Raw genomic sequence first — 21,754 nt, 5'->3', positions numbered from 1 at the left:
TAATACTGGATAGGCTCTAAGAATGGGGTATATGTTCCCGCAATCAAATAGTAGATGGCAGTATGGTCTAATTTTTTATACCAAAAACGTTTTTCAGGTGTTTTCGCCATGTGGTATAGCATAGATCCTGTAAAAAGAAGGATCATACTAAAGCCATAAACCCAGAGTCCAAACCATTGACCTGTGCTTAAATAGCTACCCTTATAAATCATTAAAACTGTTGCAATACAGGCAAGTACTGCACCAAGACCATGAGTCCAGACGTTAATTCGTTCTTCTGAAATATCGTAATCTTGAATGAGTGGCGTATTCATAGGCTTGTGCCATATAGTTAAATATACAAGTGTATAGTAATTCAATTTTCATTTTTGTGTAAGAACATTTACACTTTAACTGCAATTTACTTTAGGTTTTACTCATGTCTCAATTGGCAAATCTCTCAGTTCAAGAACAGCAATTCTTAGCAACCTTTCAGCAAGCTATTGAAACACAAAGTTTTGATCGAATAATTTTTAGCCAGTACAAAGGTGAATTGGAAAGTTTAGAAAAAATAACCTTGCGAGTCATTTTACTGCAAGGCGAGCAATTTTTAAGCTGTTTGTATAGATATAAGACTCAAGATGTCACTAAAAATATTCCTATTCAGCAAGCAATGGATGTCGTGACTGATTTTTTGAATGTGTGCAAACAAGCAAATTTGATGACAACTGAGCAAGAGCTTCAATTAAAGAAAAATAAGAAAAAAGTGATGTTGAGCATCAGCAAAAATAAACCTGCACTGAAAGCCAGTGAACAACAAGGGCATGACCGCATAAAGCATCGTTTTGTAGATCAGGATAGTGCCTTTTTACAAGGCTTGGGCATTACCGATGCAAAAGCACAAATTATTCCGAGCATGGCGCGTAAATGGAAGCAGATTAATAAGTTTGTCGAAATTTTTTCAGGTGCATTAGAACAAATTAAAACCGATGATCATGCATTAAATGTTGTCGATTTTGGTTCGGGAAAAGGCTATTTAACTTTCGCTTTATACGATTACATGACCAAAAATATTCAAACGCCACATGTAACAGGGGTGGAATTGAATGAAAAAATGGTTCAGTTTTGCCAGAACTTAGCCTTAGATGCTCAATTCAATCAGCTCGATTTTTTCCAAGGCGATGTACGTACTTATGCGCCAGAACGTTTAGATGTGATGATTGCATTACATGCGTGTGATGTCGCAACCGATTTTGCCATTCATACGGGCATTCGCTTAAATGCACAGATGATTATGTGCGCGCCGTGTTGTCACAAAGAGCTTCGTCCGCAATTAAAAGCCCCAATGGTTTTACAGCCAATGTTGCAATTTGGCATTCATGCAGGACAACAAGCGGAAATGCTAACAGATACAATTCGTGCTTTAATTTTAAAAGCTTATGGTTATGAAACTAAGGTTTTTGAATTTGTTGCTTTAGAGCATACCAGTAAAAATAAAATGATTTTGGCAACAAAACGAAAAGATTACACAGCACCAGATCAAGCTGTGCTTGCACAAATTCAAGCTTTAAAAGAGATGTATGGTATTAAAAAGCATTCTTTAGAACTTTTGATGAATGATGCGTGGGATCAGCAAGATATTGGCTGTAAGTGCTAAGGAACTAAAATGACAGAATCAAATTCAGCCAATGATAAAATCGTTTCAGGTTGTTGGGATGAACTGAAACAAGATGCTCAAATGATTCGTGAGCGAGTTTTTATAGAAGAGCAAAACATTGCAGCGGAAGATGAGTGGGATGAGCAAGATGCTATTAGTCTTCATTTTGTGATGTATGATCAAAATAGGGCAGTCGCAACGGCTCGTTTATTGGAAAATAACAGCATTGGTCGTGTAGCTGTATTGAAATCTCATCGAGGCTTAGGTCTTGGTAAGTTGTTGATGCTTGAAATTATTGAAGTGGCAAAGAATCAGCAACGAAAGCATCTTCAATTATCTGCGCAAGTCTATGCAATTGCCTTTTATGAAGGGCTTGGTTTTAGCGTAAATGGTGATACTTATTTAGATTGTGGAATTCCACATATTGATATGAATTTGTCTTTGAACTGAACGTGAAATTTATATAAAAAAGCGAGATGATTATTCTCGCTTTTTTTCATATGCTGAAATTCTCAGATGAATAGGAACAAGCATAAATTAGCTTTTTAGAGTTTTAAAATCATTTAAGGCAACAATACAACAGCAGATAATCCAAAAAACAAGATATTCATCACCACCAATAGACCACGTCCAAGCGAAATGACCACGCAAAATATTTAATGCGATAACAGCAACAAATAGAATAACTGCGGCACCAATTGCGGCATAGCGAGTACAAATACCAAATATTAATGCTAAACCACAGAAAAGCTCTCCAATTGCTGCCAAGTAAACCCAAAATTCAGGAGGGTTTAATCCAACATTTGCAAAGAAATTTACAATATTAGGGTTAAGCTGCATAAAACCTGTAAATTTCCCAAAAACCTCTGGGATTAAAAACAAACCACAAATTATTCTTAAAATATTGGATGTATTTGCTAAATTAAATTTATCTACATTTATTTTAAAATCGTTGCTATAAAATAACTTCATTGGACATTTCAACTCAATTAAATTGTGTTGTTTTAGTCTATGCGTAGTTGAACTGAAGTTAAGGGCGAATAATAGAACACAGTTTTTTGTTTCTGATTGAAAGTATGTGTAATAAATAATGAAATAGAAAGTGAGTTTAAAATTTTTAAGATCAGTAAAAGCAAGATATAAAAAAGCGAGACAGAAGCCTCGCAATTTTTAAAGATATCGATTAGTGACCATGCGCACTTGATGCATCAGACATATTCGCATGCTCTTCTTCTGACATATTCATTTCAGCAACAGTTGCTTCAGATGATGCTGTTGCTTGATGTGCAGAATGGTTTTGCGCTTGCTTTTGACTTGGCATGTAATCTGGTTCATTGGTTACAGCTAAGTAGAAGAATCCGAGAAAAAGACAACTTAGAACAACGGCAACGTAAAAAAAAGGTGATTGCCATAAAGATTTTTTAGTAGCAGGTTTATCACTCATAACGAGGATCCTAATCAATGAAAACTAGAAGTTGTGGATTGTTATAGCATAAATTTAGGCTGATTTTTGAAGAAACTTATAAATACCTATAATAATTAAGGTTTTTATTTTTCCATAGATTATAAAAATAAGGAGCTAAGAATCTCCTTATACAAAAATTATTTATTCAAGTTTTTGAGATTTATACGCTTTATTAATCAGTCATTGTGAGAGGGAGTGTTTCTCGTAAATTTGAAATTTCTTATAAAAAAGCCCATCACAGGATGGACTTTTTTATTTGTGCTGAATTAATGATAACCGTGAAGTTGACGGTATAAACCAGGAGTTACCCCCGTCCACTTTTTAAATGCACGGTGGAATGTACTGGTCTCACTAAAGCCAACTTGTTGAGCCACATCTTCTAACGTCAATGTTGGATTCAACAGTAAATGAATCGCTGCATCTCGACGTAAAGCATCTTTTACACCTTGATAACTTTTCCCTTCAGCGGCTAAACGACGTCGTAACGTTTGTGGAGATAGGTACAACATCGATGCCACATCATTGAGCGTTGGCATTTCTTCACCAATTTGGCTCTTTAAGACATCACGAATACGTGAAGTTAAAGAATTGGTATTTTTGAATTTCACAAGAAGCTGAGCAGGTGCCGCTTTTAAGAACTCTTCAAGCGTTTCTTCTGTTTGGCGAATAGGTAAATCTAAATAATCTGCCGCAAAGGTAATTTCGGTACGAGGCGTATCGAATTGCATGACAGGTGCAAAGAATAATGCATCATATTCATCTGCATGATTTGGGCGTTCATAACCAAAATGAACACGTTCAAGTGGAATACGACGATCAATTAACCAAGATGCAAGACCATGCCAAATCATCAGCATACTTTCAGTCATGAAATGATCTGGATCATTTTCTTTAGGAATAAGTGGAACTAAACGTGCTTCATGTTTGTCACGTTCAAGATTTACACACCATTCATCACCAAAGAGTTTATAGAATTGTGTAGAAAGCTCTAAAGCATCACCCAAGGTTTTTGCATGAATGATGAGCTGACACATAATAGCAAATGAACCTAAACGACGAGATTGCGTTGCTGTAAAACCAATGTGTTCATCTTGCGTGACCATCCACAACATTTTTACAAAGCGTGTATATTGTTCGGGTGATATACGTGCTTTGGGCTGACGTAATAATTCTGCTTCAATGCCAACGTGAGATAGCAGAGTTTCCACATCCATGCCTAAGCGTTTTACCCCAGTAAGGGCAGCATTCACAAAGTGAATACTAATTGTATCTCGGCTTGCGTTAAATACTTCAGACTCTTTTGCGTTCACGTATATTTGACCTAAATGACATTAAAAAAATATATTTGGCAATTTACAAGATTGTTTTTGCCAATTTCATACATGGTAAATTGCCGAAACTATCAAGGTAAATGGCTGAACATGACATTGTTTTTATACTTTTATGTTACTTGTAAAAGACAATAAACGTCAAAATTAGAGTAAAAACTCGAATGATGTTTTGTTTAAGTCTTTGAATAGTATTGTTATATATTTATGTTTGTTTGCTTCTATTGCAAGCGTGCTTTTGTAAGTTGATGATATTTTGTTTGTGCATATTGAATCAATTTGGTCAGTCGTCTTTCTAACGATAATGTCAGTTTGATGTGAGTTTGTAGGTTTCGGCAGATTTTTTGCAATATATGCAAAGTTATTTTGTTTGCCGAATTGACAATAAAAAAGCCTGTATAAAATAGGCTTTTTTACTAAATATCAGAAAATTAAAAACGTTTTGGAATTTTTTGACCATTTGGAACAGGCGTTTCGGCTTTTTTTAATACACCAAATAACCAAGTTTCAGCATGATGTACAGCATCTTTTAAGGCATCACCCAAAGCTAAACGTCCTGCAATAAAGCTTGCAAGTGAACAGCCAGAACCGTGATATTCACCTTCTAGACGAGGGCATTTGGTTTCAGAAATAAGCTCACCTTGAATATATAAGGCATTGCGAATGTAGTCAGGTGTATCTTCATGTCCACCTTTGACTAAAACGGCATATGCACCCATTTCAAAAAGCTTTGCTGTTGCAAGTTCTAAATTTTCTATACCTGTTAAGGCTCTTAGTTCAACTGTATTTGGCGTTAAAATTGTTGCCAAAGGAATAAGTTGTGCAAAAGCTTGAACTAAAGTTGCTTGATCACCCAAAGAACCACCGCTATTGGCAACCAAAACAGGATCTAAAACATATTTATAATTTGTGTGTTCTGTTAAAAATTCAGCTAACGCGGCAATATTATCGGTTGTGCCTAACATGCCAGATTTAATACAAGTAATAGGCAAATCACCGACAACTGCATTGGCTTGAGCAAGTAGCAGTTCTTTTGATGTTGCTTCGAAACCAAAAACTTGTTGTGAGTTTTGAACCGTTAAAGCTGTACACGCAATAGCAGCATGTGCACCACTTTGACCAATCGCTTCAATATCTGCTTGTAAACCTGCACCGCCAGAAGGATCTAATCCAGAAAAACAAAGTACTGTTGGGCGCACGCGCTCATCCTTTAATTATTCAATTTGACTAGTATATCGTAACTCGGTTGTATCAATAGAAAATTGGTGGCTATTCATTATCAGTTATTGACTAAGTTTTTTATAACTTTCAACTTGCTCTACAGCTAAGACATATAAGTTCTCAAATGTAAGCTTCATTTGCTCATCTTTAGCATAATCAAGCATTTTTTTAAGTTTTTCTTGATACTCAGCATGCCCCGATTTATACATAAATAGTAAGTATCCCCATTCACTATATGCATATTCAGGATCACTTCTCCGCATTCCCTTCAACTCTTTTCTAAACTCTATAGCTAATCTAGCATAACATTGCTCATATTCTGCTTTTGATCGCTTACTGATATAGACGAGATCACATTGAAGTATTAATCGCTCTATAGTAAATGAATCTTTTAACATTTTATTATTTAGTTCATAAGCTTCTTTATACATACTTAGAGCAGAATAAATATTTAATTGTAGTTTTTCACGCTCATAATTATTTTTAATTTTATTAACTTCAACTAAACTTTCTTTTAAAACCTTTTCAAGTGCTTCTGTATCACTAAGATCTTCCGTATTAATTTTCTTTTTATAGTTATCTATAATTAATTGATCTTCTGCGCTGATAATCTCCTTTTTCACATCATTAGCTGATACTTTGTTTTCCATATCAGCAACACCTTGCTCACTCGAAGAGCAAGCTGTGCTTCCAAATATAAAAAAACCGACTAAAAAAATAAAAGAATATTGCATCAAACTTCTCTAGCAGCTGAATTGAAAGTGAAGCTATGTTTTACAAAGCTTGGGCTAGGGAAAACTGTTCCGCCATCAAACACTAATTGATAACCCATATCCAACTCAACTTTCAAAAGAGATAAATCTGGTTTAGGCAAAGTAATATTTACAAAACCTACTGGCTCTTTCCCTCGTTCAGTATTCCAAATACCACTATCTGATTTCAACTTATGCGTGCCTAACAACTCAAACTGTCTATTATTTTCCTTATAAAGCCTCAATGTCGCAGAAGGAATAATTTTATTCGCTTCATGCTTAACAACTGGTGGTACATAAGATACTGTTACAAATAGTTTTTTATCCTTAACAATATAGGTAACTATAAATTCACATACTCCTGAAATTACCTGAACAGTAACTCCACCACCACTACGACCAAACTTATCTTGATCATAAGGCATAATCCCGCAATAAAACTTCACATACTCAGTTTTATTACGCTCAGTATAATAATTTTCAAATTTTCTATTATCAGTAAAACTATTATTCAAATTTTGCTGGAGACTAGGCACACTAACATTCAGCGGATTTTTAGGAATATTGATAACAATCCCACCTGTAACATTATGTTTGAATGTTGTTTGTGAGTTTTTAAGTACGGGTGGTGGACTACACTTACAAATGCAAAGATCACCATCTAATGCAGGTATATCCTTATGATTATCAAAAGGTCGTCGCATTCCTGCTGCTTGGATAATTCCTGTAGACCCACATGCAGGGCAGTTCACTTTATCACCGATATTACTTGCTAAACGTCCATGCCATATAAAGGATTTTCCTCCTCCAGTATGACGTTGAACAATTCCGCCTACGGTGGTTTTGTCATTCTCAAAAATTTGATACCGAATCATGAAGCAACCTTTCTAGAAAGCCAATGATCAACTAAAAAACCTTCAGGCAAAGGCTCATCTTCATAAATTGTGATTTCTAAATCTTTATGAAGTAGTCCTGATTCTTCAATCACATCACCGTTATCTAAAACACTTTGGTTAATTGCTACAGGGAATTCATTCAAGACCAAGCAACCGCTACAACCTGAAATAATTTTATCGGTAGAACCATCAGGATAAACCACCAAATCACCAACAGTCGCAAGACGCTTTTCATGAAGCGTGGCATATCCAATTTCACTATAACGAGCTTGAACCACACCACTATTTTTAGTGGTAACTCCTTCTGTGACAACGCAAAAAACTTGATGAGGTCGTTTAGTATTTTCAATTTGTTCAGAAGAAAGCTGTTTTAATTCGTTTTGAGCGTAATCTTTTAATTTTTTCATACAAATATTCTTTATTATTGATTTAAAAAGTGTGACTTACGTCACTATTTTCAAGAATATAATCTAAATAATGAAAAAAACAAACAACTAGATGTAAAATTGATTCAACACTCGATAGCCTTTTTTATCGAATGTGTGAAACCACAAAATAGGAAAGAGTGTACTCCGTGATTAATACCGTACTCATAGATTTAGATGGAACTTTAACAGACCCAAAAGTAGGAATTACGACTTCGGCACGTTATGGATTAAACAAAATTGGGCATCCGATTGCAGATGATGTAAATATCGATTGGATTATTGGGCCGCCACTGAAAGCATCATTGGCTAAAATTTTAAATGTTTCTATCTATGATGATTTGGCTGAACAAGCTTTATTGGGATATCGCGAGCGTTTTGCTGTCACAGGTTTATTTGAAAATTTGGTGTATCCAAGCGTTGCTGAAACATTAAAAGCCTTAAATGAACGAGGTTATAATTTATATGTCGCAACGGCAAAACCGACCATCTACGCAAAGCAAATTTTAGAACATTTTAATTTGGCACAGTATTTTAAAGTCATTTATGGAAGCGAACTTACAGGTGAGCGTACCAATAAAGCCGAATTGATTGCCTATATTTTAGAGCAAGAGAAATTGAATGCAGAACATTGCTTGATGATTGGCGACCGTGAGTATGACATTTTAGGCTCACGTAAAAATGGTATTGAAACTATTGCTGTTGAATATGGTTATGGTTCAAATGACGAATTAAATAAAGCAGAACCTAAAGCGCGAATTCAGCAATTTGCAGATGTGCTAAAACATCTACCTGCAATAAACTAAAACGATTGAGATGGGCTAAAAAATCAGCTCATCTCTAAATATAAGGTTTCTTTCACTTCTTCCATCACAATATAGCTGTGTGAAGATGCTGAAGATGGGAGCTTTTTCAGAAGATCACCCAATAAGCGTCTATATGCACTCATTTCTTTTAAACGTGCTTTCACCAAATAATCGAACTCACCAGAAATTAAATGACATTCTAAAACTTCAGGGATTTCAATCAAATCACGTGCAACTTGATCAAAAACATCGCCCGATTTAGCAGAAAGCTTAATTTCTAAAAAAACCAATAAATTACGATCAATCATCTGCGGATTCACACGAGCGTGGTATCCCATAATAATGCCTTCACGTTCTAAACGTTTTACTCGTTCCGAACATGGCGTGGTCGATAAATTTACACGAGATGCCAATTCACTGATCGCAATTCGCCCATCTTTTTGCAAAATATTTAAAATCTGTCGATCAGTTCTGTCTAATGGTCGCATGAATAATTTCCTTTTATTCTCAAAAAATCAGGACAAAAATATTAAATTACCTAGATGAATGGTGGTAATTCAGTGAATTTAACTATCTAACCAAAAATATACTAGTTAAATCAACTGAAAACAAATTCGAGGGATTCGAGATGCGCGTAATTGTATTAGGTAGTGGTGTTATTGGTGTGACCAGTGCGTACTATCTTGCGCAGCAGGGAGCAGAAGTGACTGTGCTAGACCGTCAAACAGGTCCTGCGGAAGAAACAAGCTTTGGCAATGCGGGGCAAATTTCTCCGGGATATTCGACGCCGTGGGCTGCTCCAGGAATTCCTTTTAAAGCGGTAAAATGGATGTTCCAACATCATGCACCGCTTGCTATTAATATTGATGGAAGCATGTGGCAATTGCAGTGGATGGCGCAAATGCTAAAAAACTGTAGCGCTGATCGTTATGCCATTAACAAAGAGCGTATGGTGCGTGTGGCGGAATATAGCCGAGATTGTCTAAAGCAATTACGTGAAGATATTGGTATTTCTTATGAAAACCGTTCTAAAGGAACGCTACAAGTTTTCCGTAACGAAGCACAATTAGAAGCTGTTCAACGTGATATTGAAGTATTAAAAGAAACAGGCGTTGCATTTGAGTTGCTCGATAGCGAAGGCTTGGCGCGTGTGGAACCTGCGCTTGCAGAAGCTAAAGATAAGTTAGTAGGTGGCTTGCATTTACCCAATGATGAAACAGGCGATTGTTATATCTTTACCAACTCTTTGGCAGAGAAAGCGAAAGCCATTGGTGTAGATTTTCAATTTAATTCAAATGTAGAAAAACTCATTGTGGAAGGCGATGAAATTAAAGGCGTATTGGTCAATGGTAAGGTACTTACTGCCGATAAATACGTGCTTGCCTTTGGTAGTTATTCACGTGATTTCTTAAAACCACTTGATCTAGATTTACCTGTATATCCTGTGAAAGGTTATTCATTGACTGTACCCATTGTAGATCCATCACATGCACCGCAATCTACAGTTTTAGATGAAACGTATAAAATTGCGATTACACGTTTTGATCAACGTATTCGCGTGGGCGGTATGGCAGAACTTAGCGGTTTTAACTTGGGTTTAAATGAAGATCGTCGTGGAACACTAGAAATGGTGACACGTGATTTATTCCCAGGTGGCGACCTTGAAAAAGCAAGCTTCTGGACAGGCTTGCGTCCAATGACACCAGACAGTACACCAATTATCGGTGCAACGCGCTTTAAAAATCTTTTCTTAAATACTGGTCATGGCACATTGGGTTGGACAATGGCATGTGGTTCAGGAAAGCTAATGAGCGATTTAGTTTTAGATAAAACACCTGAAATTAGTACCGAAGGCTTATCGCTGCAACGTTATGCCATAGCCTAAGACTCAAATTGGTTAGCTCAAGGAAGAGAAAATGCCACGTCCAATTACTGCAATTATTCATCAAGATGCATTGCAACATAACTTAGAAATTGCGCGCAAACACATGCCCAATAGCAAAGTTTTTGCTGTGGTAAAAGCAAATGCATATGGACATGGTATTGAGCGTGTTTATCATGCTTTTCATACCGCAGATGGTTTTGCATTTATTGATTTAGATGAAGGTAAGCGATTACGCGCTTTAGGTTGTAATCGTCAATTGCTTTTGCTTGAGGGTGTCTTTTCTTTCGATGATTTGTATGTCTGTCAGAAATATCAAATCAGTTTTGCAATTCATAGTGAACATCAAATTCAGTGGCTTGAACAATTTTCACAACAACATCCTGAAGCAAAGTTTGATGTCTTTTTAAAAATGAACAGTGGGATGAATCGCCTAGGATTTACCCCTGAAGAATATTCGCAGGTTTGGCATAGCATTTCACAGATCACGATCATTCAATCCATCACACATATGACGCATTTTTCAGATGCAGATGGAGAACGTTTTGGACAAGATGGAATTGTATATCAACATGAAATTTTTGAATCTATTACTCAAAAATTAGAGGGTAAAACTTCAATCAGTAATAGCGCTGCAATTTTAAGACATTCAAAACATCTTCAATCGGATTATGTGCGTAGTGGCATTATGCTTTACGGCAGTTCACCCGATTATCCAACACATGATATTCAAGATTGGAATCTTAAACCAACCATGAGTTTAAGAAGTGAAATTATCGCTATTCAAAATATCAAAGCAGGCGATAGTGTGGGGTATGGCTCAAATTTTGTTGCCGAATACGATATGAAAATAGGTGTGGTTGCGTGTGGCTATGCAGATGGATATCAACGTATTTCACCCACAGGAACACCTGTTTTGGTCGATTCTATCCGAACACAAACCATCGGGCGTGTCAGTATGGATATGCTTGTTGTCGATTTAACATCTATAAGAAATGCTCAAATTGGAAGTGAGGTAGTGCTTTGGGGATGTTCATCTCAAGGTGCTGTTCTATCAATAGATGAAGTTGCAAGAACTTCTGGAACTGTTGGATATGAGTTGATGTGCGCTGTAACAGCACGCGTTAATTTTGTGCAATCACAATAAAAGGAAATAAAAATGTCTCAATCAGATATTCAAAGATTTAATAGCAACGAAGTGATGAGTTCGGTTGTTGTATTTAATAAGGTTGTTTATTTGTCAGGTCAAGTGCCTAAAAATACCGATCAAGATGTTGTGGGTCAAACCACTGAAATTTTAAATACGATTGATCAACTTTTGGCGTTGGCAAATACAGATAAAACACGCATTTTATCTGCACAATTATTTGTGAAAAATTTAAGTGACTTTCAAACGATAAATTCAGTTTGGATTGATTGGTTAAAAGGTCATGAAACACCTTCACGTGCAACCATTCAAGCGGATTTAGTGAACCCCAATTGGCTTATTGAAATTGCAGTAACAGCAGCGCAACGTGATTAATCTTTTGAAATAAATTGATTGATCAGTATTAAAAATAATTAATGCACACGTTTAACAACTGATTGATTAGTTGTTAAACGTGAAAAGTAACATAAATGTTTGGTTTTAGGATTTAAATCAAAGTATGTTATCTAGCTTGTAAAAGACGGTTAAATGGATGTTTTATTATGAAAACAACAGGTCTTGATGATGCAAAATCATCGCCAAATGAATTACAACGCAAATTATCAAATCGACATTTACAGTTAATTGCGATTGGTGGTGCGATTGGAACAGGATTGTTCATGGGTTCAGGGAAAACCATTTCTCTTGCGGGTCCATCTATTCTGTTCATTTACATGATTATTGGTTTCATGTTCTTCTTTTTAATGCGTGCTTTAGGTGAAATTTTACTTTCAAATTTGCACTATAAATCTTTCATTGATATGGCAACCGATTTAATTAGCCCAGCTGCTGGTTATTATATTGGCTGGTCTTATTGGTTGGGTTGGGTGCTTGTTGGTATTGCAGATTTAGCTGCAATTATTAACTATTTAAGTTTTTGGTTACCACCCGATATGGTCTTTACCCCAATGAGGCAGGCTTTAATTAGTGCCGCATGTGTTGTTTTTATTTTAGGTATTAATCTTCTTACTGTAAAACTGTTTGGTGAAATTGAATTCTGGTTTGCACTTGTCAAAATTTTAGCCATTTTAGGTTTAATTGTGATTGGTGGATACATGGTATTCACAGGTTTTCAAGCACCTACAGGTTCTGTTGCTAGTTTTAGTAATATTTGGTCGCATGGTGGTATGTTCCCTAAAGGAGCAATGGGCTTCTTGGCAGGTTTCCAAATTGCAATGTTCGCTTTTGTAGGTGTGGAATTGTTAGGAACAATGGCAGCAGAAACCAAAGATCCTGAAAAGAACTTACCCAAAGCCGTGAATGCGATTCCAACACGAATCATTTTGTTCTACGTGTTGTCACTATTGATGATTATGGCGGTTACACCTTGGGTTGAAATTCCAGCAGATCAAAGTCCATTCGTAAGTTTATTCTTGCATGCAGGTATTCCAGTTTCAGCCATTATTATGAATTTGGTTGTACTTTCATCTGTCATGTCATCTATGAATAGCGGTGTATTTTCTACAAGCCGTATGTTGTTTGGTTTGGCGCGTGGTGGTCAAGCACCACAAAAGCTTGCAGAACTTTCAAGACGTTCAGTGCCTGCAAAGGGTTTATATTTCTCTTGTTTATTCATTATGATTGGCGCGGCTTTCCAATATTTTGTACCGAATACAATGGAAGCATTTACATTGGCAAGTTCGCTGTGTGTGATTCTCTTTATTAGTATTTGGGGCTTAATTATGGTGTGTTACATCCGCTATCGTAAATTAAGACCTGAACTACATGAAAAATCTCAGTTTAAAATGCCAGGTGGCGTAGCAATGTCATATGTTGTATTGGCATTTTTACTCTTTGCTTTAATTATTTTGAGTTTAGAGCCTGATACATTAAAAGCTTTAATTATTAGTCCATTGTGGTTAGTTATTTTGGCAATTACTTACCGTGTGCTTTATAAACCACGTATTAAAAAATTAGACCTTTAAAAAATATTCATAGCTAAGCTTTTAGGCGCCATGAATACTTCGGTATTCATGGCTTTTTTGTATCTATTTTTAACCAGTTTTAAAGTAAAGTTATTTTTAATTTATAGTGTGGAAAAACAGCGCTAAGACATTTGAATGAGAAATTACAGTATAGATATTTTAAGAGGCTTATCTATTTTATTGGTACTGATTCACCACTTTAATATTCCTTATAAGCTTCACGATACATTTTTAGGCATACAATTATTTGAAGAAAGCTTAACTACGCTAATTGCAAGAAATGGTAATTATGGCGTAACCATGTTCTTTGTTATTTCAGGATTTCTCATTACTCAAAATACTTTGCATAGATATGGTTCAATCTCGAATATAAAAATCAAAGACTTTTATATTCGACGTTTTGCAAGAGTTGTTCCTTGCTTGGTTTTACTTGTTGTTTTAGTCGGTTTTTTAGGGTGGTTAGGATGGCAACCCTTTTTAAATCAAAGCCCAAATAATATTGAAATATCTTATGCAACAACAGTGTTTGCAGCTTTTAGTTTTTGGATGAATATTCTGATTATTCAATATGGATGGGTAAATTATGCTTTAGGTGTGCTTTGGTCTTTATCGGTTGAAGAAGTTTTTTATATTGCATTTCCAATTTTATGTTTGGTCTTAAAGCGAGAAAATTTATTTGTTATCTCTCTTTTAGTCATTATCGCTTATGCGCCTTATTTTAGATCATTGCATTTTGGTAGTGAAAATGGTGCCTATTTGTACCATTATTTTTCAAGCTTCGATGGTATTGCTATAGGTAGTTTGACTGCGCTGATTGCATCTAAATTTTCATTGGGAGCGGTGAATCGTTTTTATTTAATCCCCATAATATCCTTGCTGATGTGTTGCGTTTATTTTTATGCACCCATTAAAGAAGTCAGCACTTGGGGGATAAGTGTATTTGCATTTTTAACGGCAATATTATTATTTTGCTTTTCTCAGAAAAATAAATCAGTTCAACCTAAATTTGTACTGGGTAAATTTTTAGTGTGGATGGGGCAGAGAAGTTATGAAATGTATTTATTTCATCTTATTGTTTTGGGTGTCATAAAAGTTTTTTACTTGCCCAAGCAAACGCTGCCCATAGAAAAAATAATATTATTGCCTGTGTATTTTGTTGCCGTATTTATTTTAAGTTGGCTGATTGAAAAATATTACTCAACGCCTTTGAATCATAAAATTCGTTATCTTTGTTTAAAACAAAAATAAAAAAAGCCTCCAATTTAGGAGGCTTTTGATGGTACTTAATATCTGCTAACTTTTAGAAGCTTGGTTTAACAACCACTAAAATCACAACAGCAAATAAAATTAGTGTTGGCATTTCATTAAAGTAACGCCAAAACTTATGTGATTTATAGTGAGCATTATCAATCAGTTTTTTACGGTAATAACCACACACTAAATGGTAAAGAACCAGTAATCCAACTAAACCTACTTTAAGATAAAACCACATTGCTTCATGGTAATGCCTTGTTGCATCACCCCAATCCACTAAAAAGTGAGCTGTAATGAGCGTTGCAATCATGGCAGGCCACATAATGCCACGGTATAACTTACGTTCCATTACTTCAAAGCGTTGATGACTGGTTACATCTTCACTCATTGCATGGTAAACAAATAAGCGTGGTAGATAGAATAGCGCTGCAAACCAACATACCACGGCAATTATATGTAATGCTTTTACCCATAAGAAAGCATCAGAAGGAGCATCCATTGAATATCCTTTTGGGGATTATTCATCCCACTTCTTGAAAACGAGGCAAGCATTTACGCCGCCAAAACCGAAACTGTTACTCATTACAGTATTCAATTTTGCATCACGTTTTTCAAGTACGATGTCATAACCTTTTGTACCTTCATCAAGTTCAGTCACGTTGATGTTTGGTGCAATAAAGTCATTTTGCATCATTAAAATAGAATAAATAGCTTCTTGAACGCCTGCTGCACCTAAGCTATGACCCGTCATAGATTTAGTTGAGCTAAGTGGAGGAACTTGACCTTCACCAAATGCACGACCCATTGCTTGAAGTTCTGTAATATCACCTGCAGGGGTAGATGTACCATGTGTATTTACATAGTCAATTTTATCTACGCCATGTTGTTTTGCTTCTTCAAGCGCCATTAAGATACAACGAGTCGCACCTTCACCGCTTGGCGCAACCATGTCGGCACCATCAGAGTTAGCAGCATAGCCAACAACTTCTGCAAGAATTTTTGCACCACGAGCTTGAGCATGTTCTAAAGATTCAAGGATAACGAAACCACCACCACCCGCAATCACAAAACCATCACGGTCAGCAGAGTAAGGGCGAGACGCTTTTTCAGGAGTATCGTTATACTTAGAGCAAAGTGCTCCCATCGCATCAAACAACAAGCTTTGAGACCAATGATCTTCTTCACCACCGCCTGCAAGCATTAAATCTTGTTTGCCTAATTGAATGAGGTTGTACGCATAACCAATTGCATCGGCAGACGTTGCGCAAGCACTTGTAATAGTATGAGCAACACCTTGTAATTTAAACGCAACGCCAACGTTTGCTGTAATGGTATTGGTCATGTTGCGAGGTACAAAGAAAGGGCCAACTTTACGAGCACCTTTTGTTTCTAGAATTTCATTCATTTCTACAACAGAAGCAGTTGAACCACCACCTGAACCACCAGCAATACCATAACGTGGATTACCACCAAGTTGCTCAGCTGTTAAGCCTGCATGTTCTACCGCTGCAACAGCTGCATTATATGCATACATTGCACATACGCCCATGAAACGCTTTGCACGACGATCAATACCGTCAAAATCTTGAACCGCAGCAGCACTTACATGACTTTTAAAATTAAGTTCTTGGTAGACTGGATTTAGACGTGTTCCTGAAATACCATTTTGTAAAGCGTGGTTTACTTCTTCTAATGTATTACCAATGCACGAGTTAATCCCCATGCCAGTGATTACAACACGTTTCATCTACAGATCCTTTATATGGTGATAATGTTGAGCGGTGAATTCTAGAAACATTAATATGCAACTAAAACTGGAAGCACTTCTCAATATTTTTTTCAATGTGTTCATGATAGCAGAAAGATTTTTGAATTCTTATGGCAAATATTATGACTATTTTCGAGTTGTTCGATTTATGAGATAAGGTGTAATTGTTTAATGAATAGATACACAATAATATTGAGATAAATAGAGACTGTGCCTAGTATTTACTGAATAAACTGAAAGCTTAGGAGTGTGAGGGATAATGAAAGATTCTAATAATAAACGTTCAAGAGGATTCCTCATAAATGCTTTTGGAGTGGCTAAAAAGCTCAGTGAAGTTGGTTTAGATGTAATTCAACAAGTCACAGCGAACGATGTTTCTAAGCAAAATTTAGCATTAGATCGAACACGTGTGATTGAAGGGAGTGCACGATCAAAAGGTGTATTTGAAGCAAATGTGTATGAAAACCCACAACAATTACTGCGTACGCATGTACCACATGTTTCTCGTCAACTGCTTGGTCGTCATTATGGAACAATAGACCGTGTTGCTAACTTTGTATCTCCACAGTTTTCAGACAAAGTTTCCGATTATCTCTTTGATCAGCTTAATACATTTACCAATAATATAAGCTCGGTTGATGCTGTATTGGATCAGGCAGGTATTCGCGATTTAGAAGAATTAACGAAAGATGTCAGCCGATCACAACGAATTAGCAAAGCATTGGCTGAACAAAATAAATGGATTACATCAGTGCAAGGTGCATTAACAGGTGCGACAGGTGTCATGGGCTCTACTATAGATATCCCTGTTTCTATTGTGATGTCTTTGCGGACAATTTACCAAGTGGGTCGTTCATATGGTTTTGAGTTAAATAAAGAAACGGAACAAGATATTGTTCAATTTGTTTTTAAACAGATTAATCTGGGTTTAATTGCAGAAAAACAAGCAATTTTGATGGGACTAAAAGCCATCTCAAATACATTAGAAACGCATGATGTTTATCAATTACAGCAACTTCTTGGGTCAAGTAATGATATTGAGGCACTCAAACGCTGGCTTACGAATGAAGAGGGTGATGCGAAATGGCAATGGTTAAATCATCTTCCAAAATTTTCAGTGTTGACCAAGTTAAGACCCGTTGCGAGTGCTTCTGTTGGAGCTTTATATAGTTGGAAGCTTATTGATGAGGTTAATGAAAAAGCCCAAATGGTGTTTTCACAAGCACGTACATATTTAATAGAGCATAAAGATGTACATTTATCTCCATTGGATGCCTATCAAAAATCACGAGAACTGATTGCACAAGCAACACCCAAAATCGTTGAGCAAATAAAATCAAATATAGATGATGGGCGGGGGGAAGTAATTAAAGACATCTCTGAAGATGTTGCCGAAGATTCTGTAAATAAAAAGAATGTTAAAAATGCATCCTTAACAGAAACAGAAACAGAAACAGAAACAGTGACTGTGAAAAAGGCTCCACCTACACGTGCCCGAAGTTCTGCAAAAAACAAAGCAGGACGTGTGGCAAAAAAAATCAGTCTTGAATGAGCAAGCGACGAAAACGAATGTAGAAATAAAATCTACGAATGGTAAAAGATAAGGTTACAAAAAACTCTTTCAATCAGACGAAGCAATATGTAATGCAATAACAAGTCAGCAAAGGCATTTGTGTTGAAATAGTTAGTATTTCATATATTGTCGAATATTGACCATTTCATTATCTTGGCATACAATTGCATGCCCTCAAAAAGTGGTATTTTTTGGGGCTTTTAATTAACGGGAGAATTGCCAAATGGCAACAACAAATCAGTTGATCCGTAAGGGTCGTACAACTTTGATTGAAAAATCAAAAGTTCCTGCGTTGAAGGCTTGTCCACAACGTCGTGGTGTTTGTACACGTGTTTACACAACTACACCTAAAAAACCTAACTCTGCAATGCGTAAAGTTTGCCGTGTTCGCTTAACTTCTGGCTTTGAAGTATCAAGCTATATCGGTGGTGAAGGCCATAACTTACAAGAGCACAGTGTTGTTCTTATCCGTGGTGGTCGTGTAAAAGACTTACCAGGTGTACGTTACCATACAGTTCGTGGTTCATTAGACTGCGCTGGTGTTAAAGATCGTAACCAGTCACGTTCTAAATACGGTACTAAACGTCCTAAGAAATAATCTTTCGAGATCATTTTTAAGGTCGTAACACCGCAATCCTTTATCGTCTCGCTTGTCCGATTTCTGCATTTAATTTTGTGAAATTCAAGCGACGTGTAGTAAGGCCAGCTAAAGGTACATGACACTTTGTACATATGCTGGATAAACCTGAAGTGTCATATTTATAGGTAGTTTAAAATGCCAAGACGTCGCGTAGTCGCTGCTCGTGAAATCCTTCCGGATCCTAAGTTCAGTAGCCAAACAATCGCTAAATTCATGAACCACGTAATGCAAGATGGTAAAAAATCTATTGCTGAAAGTATCGTTTACGGTGCTTTAGACCGCGTTCAAGAAAAATCAAAAGTAGACCCAGTTGAATTTTTTGAAGCTACGCTTGAAAAAGTTCGTCCTATGGTCGAAGTAAAAGCACGCCGTGTTGGTGGTGCTACATACCAAGTGCCTATGGAAGTACGCCCATCCCGTCGTACTGCCTTAGCTATGCGTTGGTTAGTAGATGCTGCTGCTAAGCGTTCTGAAAAAACTATGGCTTTACGTCTTGCTGGTGAGTTGCTTGATGCAGCTGAAGGTAAAGGTTCAGCAGTTAAGAAGCGTGAAGATGTGCATCGTATGGCTGAAGCCAACAAAGCATTCTCTCACTACCGTTTCTAATAGGTTTAAAAACCTTAATCAGGATGTCGACTTTTCATTGAATTGTCGTCAAAGCGCTTTAAGCTGTTTTTACAGCTTAAAGCGTCCTGTTTTAAACAATAAATTTAGGAATGCAAGAAATCATGGCTCGTCAAACTCCAATTTCTCGTTATCGTAACATTGGTATTTCTGCGCACATCGATGCGGGTAAAACCACAACAACTGAACGTATCTTGTTCTACACAGGTGTATCTCACAAAATTGGTGAAGTACATGATGGTGCAGCAACAATGGACTGGATGGAGCAAGAGCAAGAACGTGGTATTACAATCACTTCAGCTGCGACTACTACATTCTGGTCAGGTATGTCTAAGCAGTTCCCTGAACACCGTATCAACGTAATTGATACACCGGGACACGTTGACTTCACAATCGAAGTTGAGCGTTCTATGCGTGTTCTTGATGGTGCATGTATGGTTTACTGTGCTGTAGGTGGTGTTCAACCTCAGTCAGAAACTGTATGGCGTCAAGCGAACAAATACCAAGTGCCTCGTTTAGCATTCGTGAACAAGATGGACCGTACAGGTGCCAACTTCTTCCGTGTTGTTGAACAAATGAAGACACGTCTTGGTGCGCACCCTGTACCTGTAGTAATCCCTGTTGGCGCGGAAGACAACTTCCAAGGCGTTATCGATTTGATCGAAATGAAACAGATCATTTGGGATGAAGCGTCACAAGGTATGAAGTTCGAATACGGTGAAATCCCGGCTGATCTTCAAGCTTCTGCTGACGAATGGCGTACAAACATGGTTGAAGCTGCGGCTGAAGCATCTGAAGAATTGATGGATGAATACCTAAACAATGGCGATTTGACAAAAGAACAAATCATCGCTGGTATTCGTGCTCAAACTTTGGCTTGTGAAATCCAACCAATGCTTTGTGGTACAGCATTCAAAAACAAAGGTGTTCAACGTATGTTGGATGCTGTTATTGATTTCTTACCATCACCAACTGAAGTTAAAGCAATTGAAGGTGTTCTTGACGACAAAGCTGAAACTAAAGCTATTCGTGAAGCATCTGACGAAGCTCCGTTCTCTGCACTTGCATTCAAAATTATGAATGACAAATTCGTAGGTAACTTAACTTTCGTACGTGTTTATTCTGGTGTTCTTAAACAAGGCGACCCAGTATATAACCCAGTTAAATCTAAACGTGAACGTATCGGCCGTATCGTGCAAATGCATGCGAACGATCGTCAAGACGTTGAAGAAATCCGCGCTGGTGATATCGCTGCATGTGTAGGTCTTAAAGACGTTACTACTGGTGATACACTTTGTGATGAGAAAAACATCATTACTCTAGAGCGTATGGAATTCCCTGAGCCAGTAATTTCTTTAGCTGTAGAGCCTAAGACAAAAGCTGACCAAGAAAAAATGTCTATCGCGCTTGGTCGTTTGGCTAAAGAAGATCCATCATTCCGTGTTCGCACTGATGAAGAATCTGGTCAAACAATTATCGCAGGTATGGGTGAGCTTCACCTTGACATTCTTGTTGACCGTATGAAACGTGAATTTAACGTTGAAGCGAACATTGGTAAACCAATGGTTGCTTACCGCGAAACAATCAAAAAGACTGTTGAGCAAGAAGGTAAATTCGTACGTCAAACTGGTGGTAAAGGTAAATTCGGTCATGTATACGTTCGTTTAGAACCTATGGATGTAGAAGAAGCTGGTAAAGAATACCAATTCGTTGAAGAAGTTGTAGGTGGTGTTGTACCTAAAGAATTCTTTGGCGCAGTTGACAAAGGTATTCAAGAACGTATGAAGAATGGTGTATTGGCTGGTTACCCTGTTGTGGGTATCAAAGCGACATTATTCGACGGTTCTTACCATGATGTCGATTCTGATGAATTATCGTTCAAAATGGCGGGTTCTTATGCCTTCCGTGATGGTTTCATGAAAGCGGATCCTATCCTTCTTGAACCAATCATGAAAGTTGAAGTAGAAACTCCAGAAGACTACATGGGCGATATCATGGGTGACTTAAACCGTCGTCGTGGTATGGTTCAAGGCATGGAAGATTTACCTGGTGGTACTAAAGCAATTAAAGCTGAAGTTCCATTGGCTGAAATGTTCGGTTACGCAACTTCAATGCGTTCTATGTCTCAAGGTCGTGCGACTTATTCTATGGAATTTGCGAAATATGCTGAAACTCCACGTAACGTGGCTGAAGGTATTATTTCTAAGTTCCAAACTGGCGGTAAAAAAGGTGACGACGAGTAATCTTTCGATTACTATAAGCCCAAACTAATTCATAGTTAAAACCAAATGCTCATGGGCTAACCCCCATGAGTTGTTTAAAAAGGAAGATCTCATGGCTAAGGCTAAGTTCGAACGTAATAAGCCACACGTT

The 21,754-nt window shown here is 37.1% G+C and carries 23 protein-coding genes; 12 read left to right on the top strand and 11 right to left on the bottom strand.

The annotated features are described in order from the left end of the window. A partial coding sequence (gene trhA, locus A6M14_RS05905; RefSeq protein WP_171500245.1) for a PAQR family membrane homeostasis protein TrhA occupies positions 1-314 on the bottom strand: 314 nt, incomplete at its 3' end. A gap of 104 nt (positions 315-418) precedes the next feature. Between trhA and A6M14_RS05900 the strand changes: the two genes are divergently transcribed. Continuing rightward, the gene (locus tag A6M14_RS05900) at positions 419-1,636 is read left to right on the top strand and encodes a class I SAM-dependent methyltransferase (RefSeq protein ID WP_152874072.1); all 1,218 of its coding nucleotides are present in this window, start codon (positions 419-421) and stop codon (positions 1,634-1,636) included. 9 nt (positions 1,637-1,645) lie between these two features. Beyond that, positions 1,646-2,086, top strand: coding sequence for a GNAT family N-acetyltransferase (locus A6M14_RS05895; RefSeq protein WP_152874071.1), 441 nt, complete (start codon positions 1,646-1,648; stop codon positions 2,084-2,086). A gap of 87 nt (positions 2,087-2,173) precedes the next feature. On the opposite strand, the gene A6M14_RS05890 is transcribed toward A6M14_RS05895, so the two are convergent. The 7 genes from A6M14_RS05890 to A6M14_RS05860 all read right to left on the bottom strand — a co-directional run bounded on the left by A6M14_RS05890 (position 2,174) and on the right by A6M14_RS05860 (position 7,705). Next, on the bottom strand, positions 2,174-2,608 hold the full coding sequence (locus tag A6M14_RS05890) for a DoxX family protein (RefSeq protein ID WP_152874070.1): 435 nt from the start codon (positions 2,606-2,608) through the stop codon (positions 2,174-2,176). 211 nt (positions 2,609-2,819) lie between these two features. Further along, the gene (locus A6M14_RS05885; protein WP_152874069.1) at positions 2,820-3,080 is read right to left on the bottom strand and encodes a hypothetical protein; all 261 of its coding nucleotides are present in this window, start codon (positions 3,078-3,080) and stop codon (positions 2,820-2,822) included. 287 nt (positions 3,081-3,367) lie between these two features. Continuing rightward, complete coding sequence (locus A6M14_RS05880; protein ID WP_163121233.1) at positions 3,368-4,411, bottom strand: AraC family transcriptional regulator; 1,044 nt, start codon at positions 4,409-4,411, stop codon at positions 3,368-3,370. 449 nt (positions 4,412-4,860) lie between these two features. Further along, positions 4,861-5,628, bottom strand: a complete 768-nt coding sequence (locus A6M14_RS05875; RefSeq protein WP_163121231.1) for a hydroxymethylpyrimidine/phosphomethylpyrimidine kinase — start codon at positions 5,626-5,628, stop codon at positions 4,861-4,863. Between the two features lie 84 nt (positions 5,629-5,712). Beyond that, positions 5,713-6,384, bottom strand: a complete 672-nt coding sequence (locus A6M14_RS05870; RefSeq protein WP_152874068.1) for a hypothetical protein — start codon at positions 6,382-6,384, stop codon at positions 5,713-5,715. Then, entirely contained in the window at positions 6,384-7,277 is an 894-nt protein-coding gene (locus A6M14_RS05865; RefSeq protein ID WP_152874067.1) for a PAAR domain-containing protein, read from the bottom strand. The genes A6M14_RS05870 and A6M14_RS05865 overlap by 1 nt, the downstream gene beginning before the upstream one ends. Then, positions 7,274-7,705 carry a hypothetical protein gene (locus tag A6M14_RS05860; RefSeq protein ID WP_152874066.1) on the bottom strand — a complete coding sequence of 144 codons (432 nt, stop codon included), beginning with the start codon at positions 7,703-7,705 and terminating at the stop codon, positions 7,274-7,276. The genes A6M14_RS05865 and A6M14_RS05860 overlap by 4 nt, the downstream gene beginning before the upstream one ends. Before the next feature lie 167 nt (positions 7,706-7,872). Between A6M14_RS05860 and A6M14_RS05855 the strand changes: the two genes are divergently transcribed. Beyond that, complete coding sequence (locus tag A6M14_RS05855) at positions 7,873-8,529, top strand: HAD-IA family hydrolase (protein WP_163121230.1); 657 nt, start codon at positions 7,873-7,875, stop codon at positions 8,527-8,529. Positions 8,530-8,552: 23 nt separating this feature from the next. Here A6M14_RS05855 and A6M14_RS05850 read toward each other — a convergent pair whose 3' ends face one another. After that, the gene (locus A6M14_RS05850; protein WP_152874065.1) at positions 8,553-9,017 is read right to left on the bottom strand and encodes a winged helix-turn-helix transcriptional regulator; all 465 of its coding nucleotides are present in this window, start codon (positions 9,015-9,017) and stop codon (positions 8,553-8,555) included. Between the two features lie 140 nt (positions 9,018-9,157). Between A6M14_RS05850 and A6M14_RS05845 the strand changes: the two genes are divergently transcribed. From A6M14_RS05845 to A6M14_RS05825, 5 genes are all read left to right on the top strand, one after another. Then, on the top strand, positions 9,158-10,414 hold the full coding sequence (locus A6M14_RS05845) for a D-amino acid dehydrogenase (RefSeq protein WP_152874064.1): 1,257 nt from the start codon (positions 9,158-9,160) through the stop codon (positions 10,412-10,414). A 31-nt stretch (positions 10,415-10,445) separates the two neighbouring features. After that, on the top strand, positions 10,446-11,558 hold the full coding sequence (gene alr, locus A6M14_RS05840) for an alanine racemase (RefSeq protein WP_152874063.1): 1,113 nt from the start codon (positions 10,446-10,448) through the stop codon (positions 11,556-11,558). 12 nt (positions 11,559-11,570) lie between these two features. Further along, positions 11,571-11,933, top strand: a complete 363-nt coding sequence (locus A6M14_RS05835; protein ID WP_152874062.1) for a RidA family protein — start codon at positions 11,571-11,573, stop codon at positions 11,931-11,933. Between the two features lie 167 nt (positions 11,934-12,100). Further along, positions 12,101-13,522, top strand: a complete 1,422-nt coding sequence (locus A6M14_RS05830; RefSeq protein ID WP_152874061.1) for an amino acid permease — start codon at positions 12,101-12,103, stop codon at positions 13,520-13,522. A 135-nt stretch (positions 13,523-13,657) separates the two neighbouring features. Continuing rightward, positions 13,658-14,770 carry an acyltransferase family protein gene (locus A6M14_RS05825; protein ID WP_152874060.1) on the top strand — a complete coding sequence of 371 codons (1,113 nt, stop codon included), beginning with the start codon at positions 13,658-13,660 and terminating at the stop codon, positions 14,768-14,770. 52 nt (positions 14,771-14,822) lie between these two features. Here A6M14_RS05825 and A6M14_RS05820 read toward each other — a convergent pair whose 3' ends face one another. Continuing rightward, a complete protein-coding gene (locus A6M14_RS05820; protein WP_152874059.1) occupies positions 14,823-15,275 on the bottom strand; it encodes a CopD family protein in 453 nt (150 codons plus the stop codon). 18 nt (positions 15,276-15,293) lie between these two features. Further along, positions 15,294-16,523 (bottom strand): beta-ketoacyl synthase N-terminal-like domain-containing protein, encoded by a 1,230-nt coding sequence (locus tag A6M14_RS05815; RefSeq protein ID WP_152874058.1) that lies wholly within the window; start codon positions 16,521-16,523, stop codon positions 15,294-15,296. A 280-nt stretch (positions 16,524-16,803) separates the two neighbouring features. Between A6M14_RS05815 and A6M14_RS05810 the strand changes: the two genes are divergently transcribed. The 4 genes from A6M14_RS05810 to fusA all read left to right on the top strand — a co-directional run bounded on the left by A6M14_RS05810 (position 16,804) and on the right by fusA (position 21,624). Next, a complete protein-coding gene (locus A6M14_RS05810) occupies positions 16,804-18,096 on the top strand; it encodes an EcsC family protein (protein ID WP_152874057.1) in 1,293 nt (430 codons plus the stop codon). A gap of 244 nt (positions 18,097-18,340) precedes the next feature. Next, complete coding sequence (gene rpsL / locus A6M14_RS05805; RefSeq protein WP_004648013.1) at positions 18,341-18,715, top strand: 30S ribosomal protein S12; 375 nt, start codon at positions 18,341-18,343, stop codon at positions 18,713-18,715. A gap of 177 nt (positions 18,716-18,892) precedes the next feature. Beyond that, positions 18,893-19,363 carry a 30S ribosomal protein S7 gene (gene rpsG / locus A6M14_RS05800; protein ID WP_152874056.1) on the top strand — a complete coding sequence of 157 codons (471 nt, stop codon included), beginning with the start codon at positions 18,893-18,895 and terminating at the stop codon, positions 19,361-19,363. A 122-nt stretch (positions 19,364-19,485) separates the two neighbouring features. Next, entirely contained in the window at positions 19,486-21,624 is a 2,139-nt protein-coding gene (gene fusA, locus A6M14_RS05795) for an elongation factor G (protein ID WP_152874055.1), read from the top strand. Positions 21,625-21,754 lie beyond the last annotated feature (130 nt).

This window comes from Acinetobacter portensis, assembly GCF_009372215.1.
In the GTDB taxonomy this organism is placed as follows: domain Bacteria; phylum Pseudomonadota; class Gammaproteobacteria; order Pseudomonadales; family Moraxellaceae; genus Acinetobacter; species Acinetobacter portensis.
Note: the sequence above shows the minus strand (reverse complement) of the source record. Positions and strands in the feature narration are given on the sequence as shown.

Coding starts and splice junctions, on each gene's coding strand:
- A6M14_RS05815 (WP_152874058.1), bottom strand. CDS start 16,523: ATGAAACGTGTTGTAATCACTGGCATGGGGATTAACTCGTGCATTGGT.
- A6M14_RS05820 (WP_152874059.1), bottom strand. CDS start 15,275: ATGGATGCTCCTTCTGATGCTTTCTTATGGGTAAAAGCATTACATATA.
- A6M14_RS05850 (WP_152874065.1), bottom strand. CDS start 9,017: ATGCGACCATTAGACAGAACTGATCGACAGATTTTAAATATTTTGCAA.
- A6M14_RS05860 (WP_152874066.1), bottom strand. CDS start 7,705: ATGAAAAAATTAAAAGATTACGCTCAAAACGAATTAAAACAGCTTTCT.
- A6M14_RS05865 (WP_152874067.1), bottom strand. CDS start 7,277: ATGATTCGGTATCAAATTTTTGAGAATGACAAAACCACCGTAGGCGGA.
- A6M14_RS05885 (WP_152874069.1), bottom strand. CDS start 3,080: ATGAGTGATAAACCTGCTACTAAAAAATCTTTATGGCAATCACCTTTT.
- A6M14_RS05825 (WP_152874060.1), top strand. CDS start 13,658: ATGAGAAATTACAGTATAGATATTTTAAGAGGCTTATCTATTTTATTG.
- A6M14_RS05835 (WP_152874062.1), top strand. CDS start 11,571: ATGTCTCAATCAGATATTCAAAGATTTAATAGCAACGAAGTGATGAGT.
- rpsL (WP_004648013.1), top strand. CDS start 18,341: ATGGCAACAACAAATCAGTTGATCCGTAAGGGTCGTACAACTTTGATT.
- A6M14_RS05900 (WP_152874072.1), top strand. CDS start 419: ATGTCTCAATTGGCAAATCTCTCAGTTCAAGAACAGCAATTCTTAGCA.
- alr (WP_152874063.1), top strand. CDS start 10,446: ATGCCACGTCCAATTACTGCAATTATTCATCAAGATGCATTGCAACAT.
- A6M14_RS05830 (WP_152874061.1), top strand. CDS start 12,101: ATGAAAACAACAGGTCTTGATGATGCAAAATCATCGCCAAATGAATTA.
- A6M14_RS05810 (WP_152874057.1), top strand. CDS start 16,804: ATGAAAGATTCTAATAATAAACGTTCAAGAGGATTCCTCATAAATGCT.
- A6M14_RS05845 (WP_152874064.1), top strand. CDS start 9,158: ATGCGCGTAATTGTATTAGGTAGTGGTGTTATTGGTGTGACCAGTGCG.
- fusA (WP_152874055.1), top strand. CDS start 19,486: ATGGCTCGTCAAACTCCAATTTCTCGTTATCGTAACATTGGTATTTCT.
- rpsG (WP_152874056.1), top strand. CDS start 18,893: ATGCCAAGACGTCGCGTAGTCGCTGCTCGTGAAATCCTTCCGGATCCT.
- A6M14_RS05870 (WP_152874068.1), bottom strand. CDS start 6,384: ATGCAATATTCTTTTATTTTTTTAGTCGGTTTTTTTATATTTGGAAGC.
- A6M14_RS05890 (WP_152874070.1), bottom strand. CDS start 2,608: ATGAAGTTATTTTATAGCAACGATTTTAAAATAAATGTAGATAAATTT.
- A6M14_RS05895 (WP_152874071.1), top strand. CDS start 1,646: ATGACAGAATCAAATTCAGCCAATGATAAAATCGTTTCAGGTTGTTGG.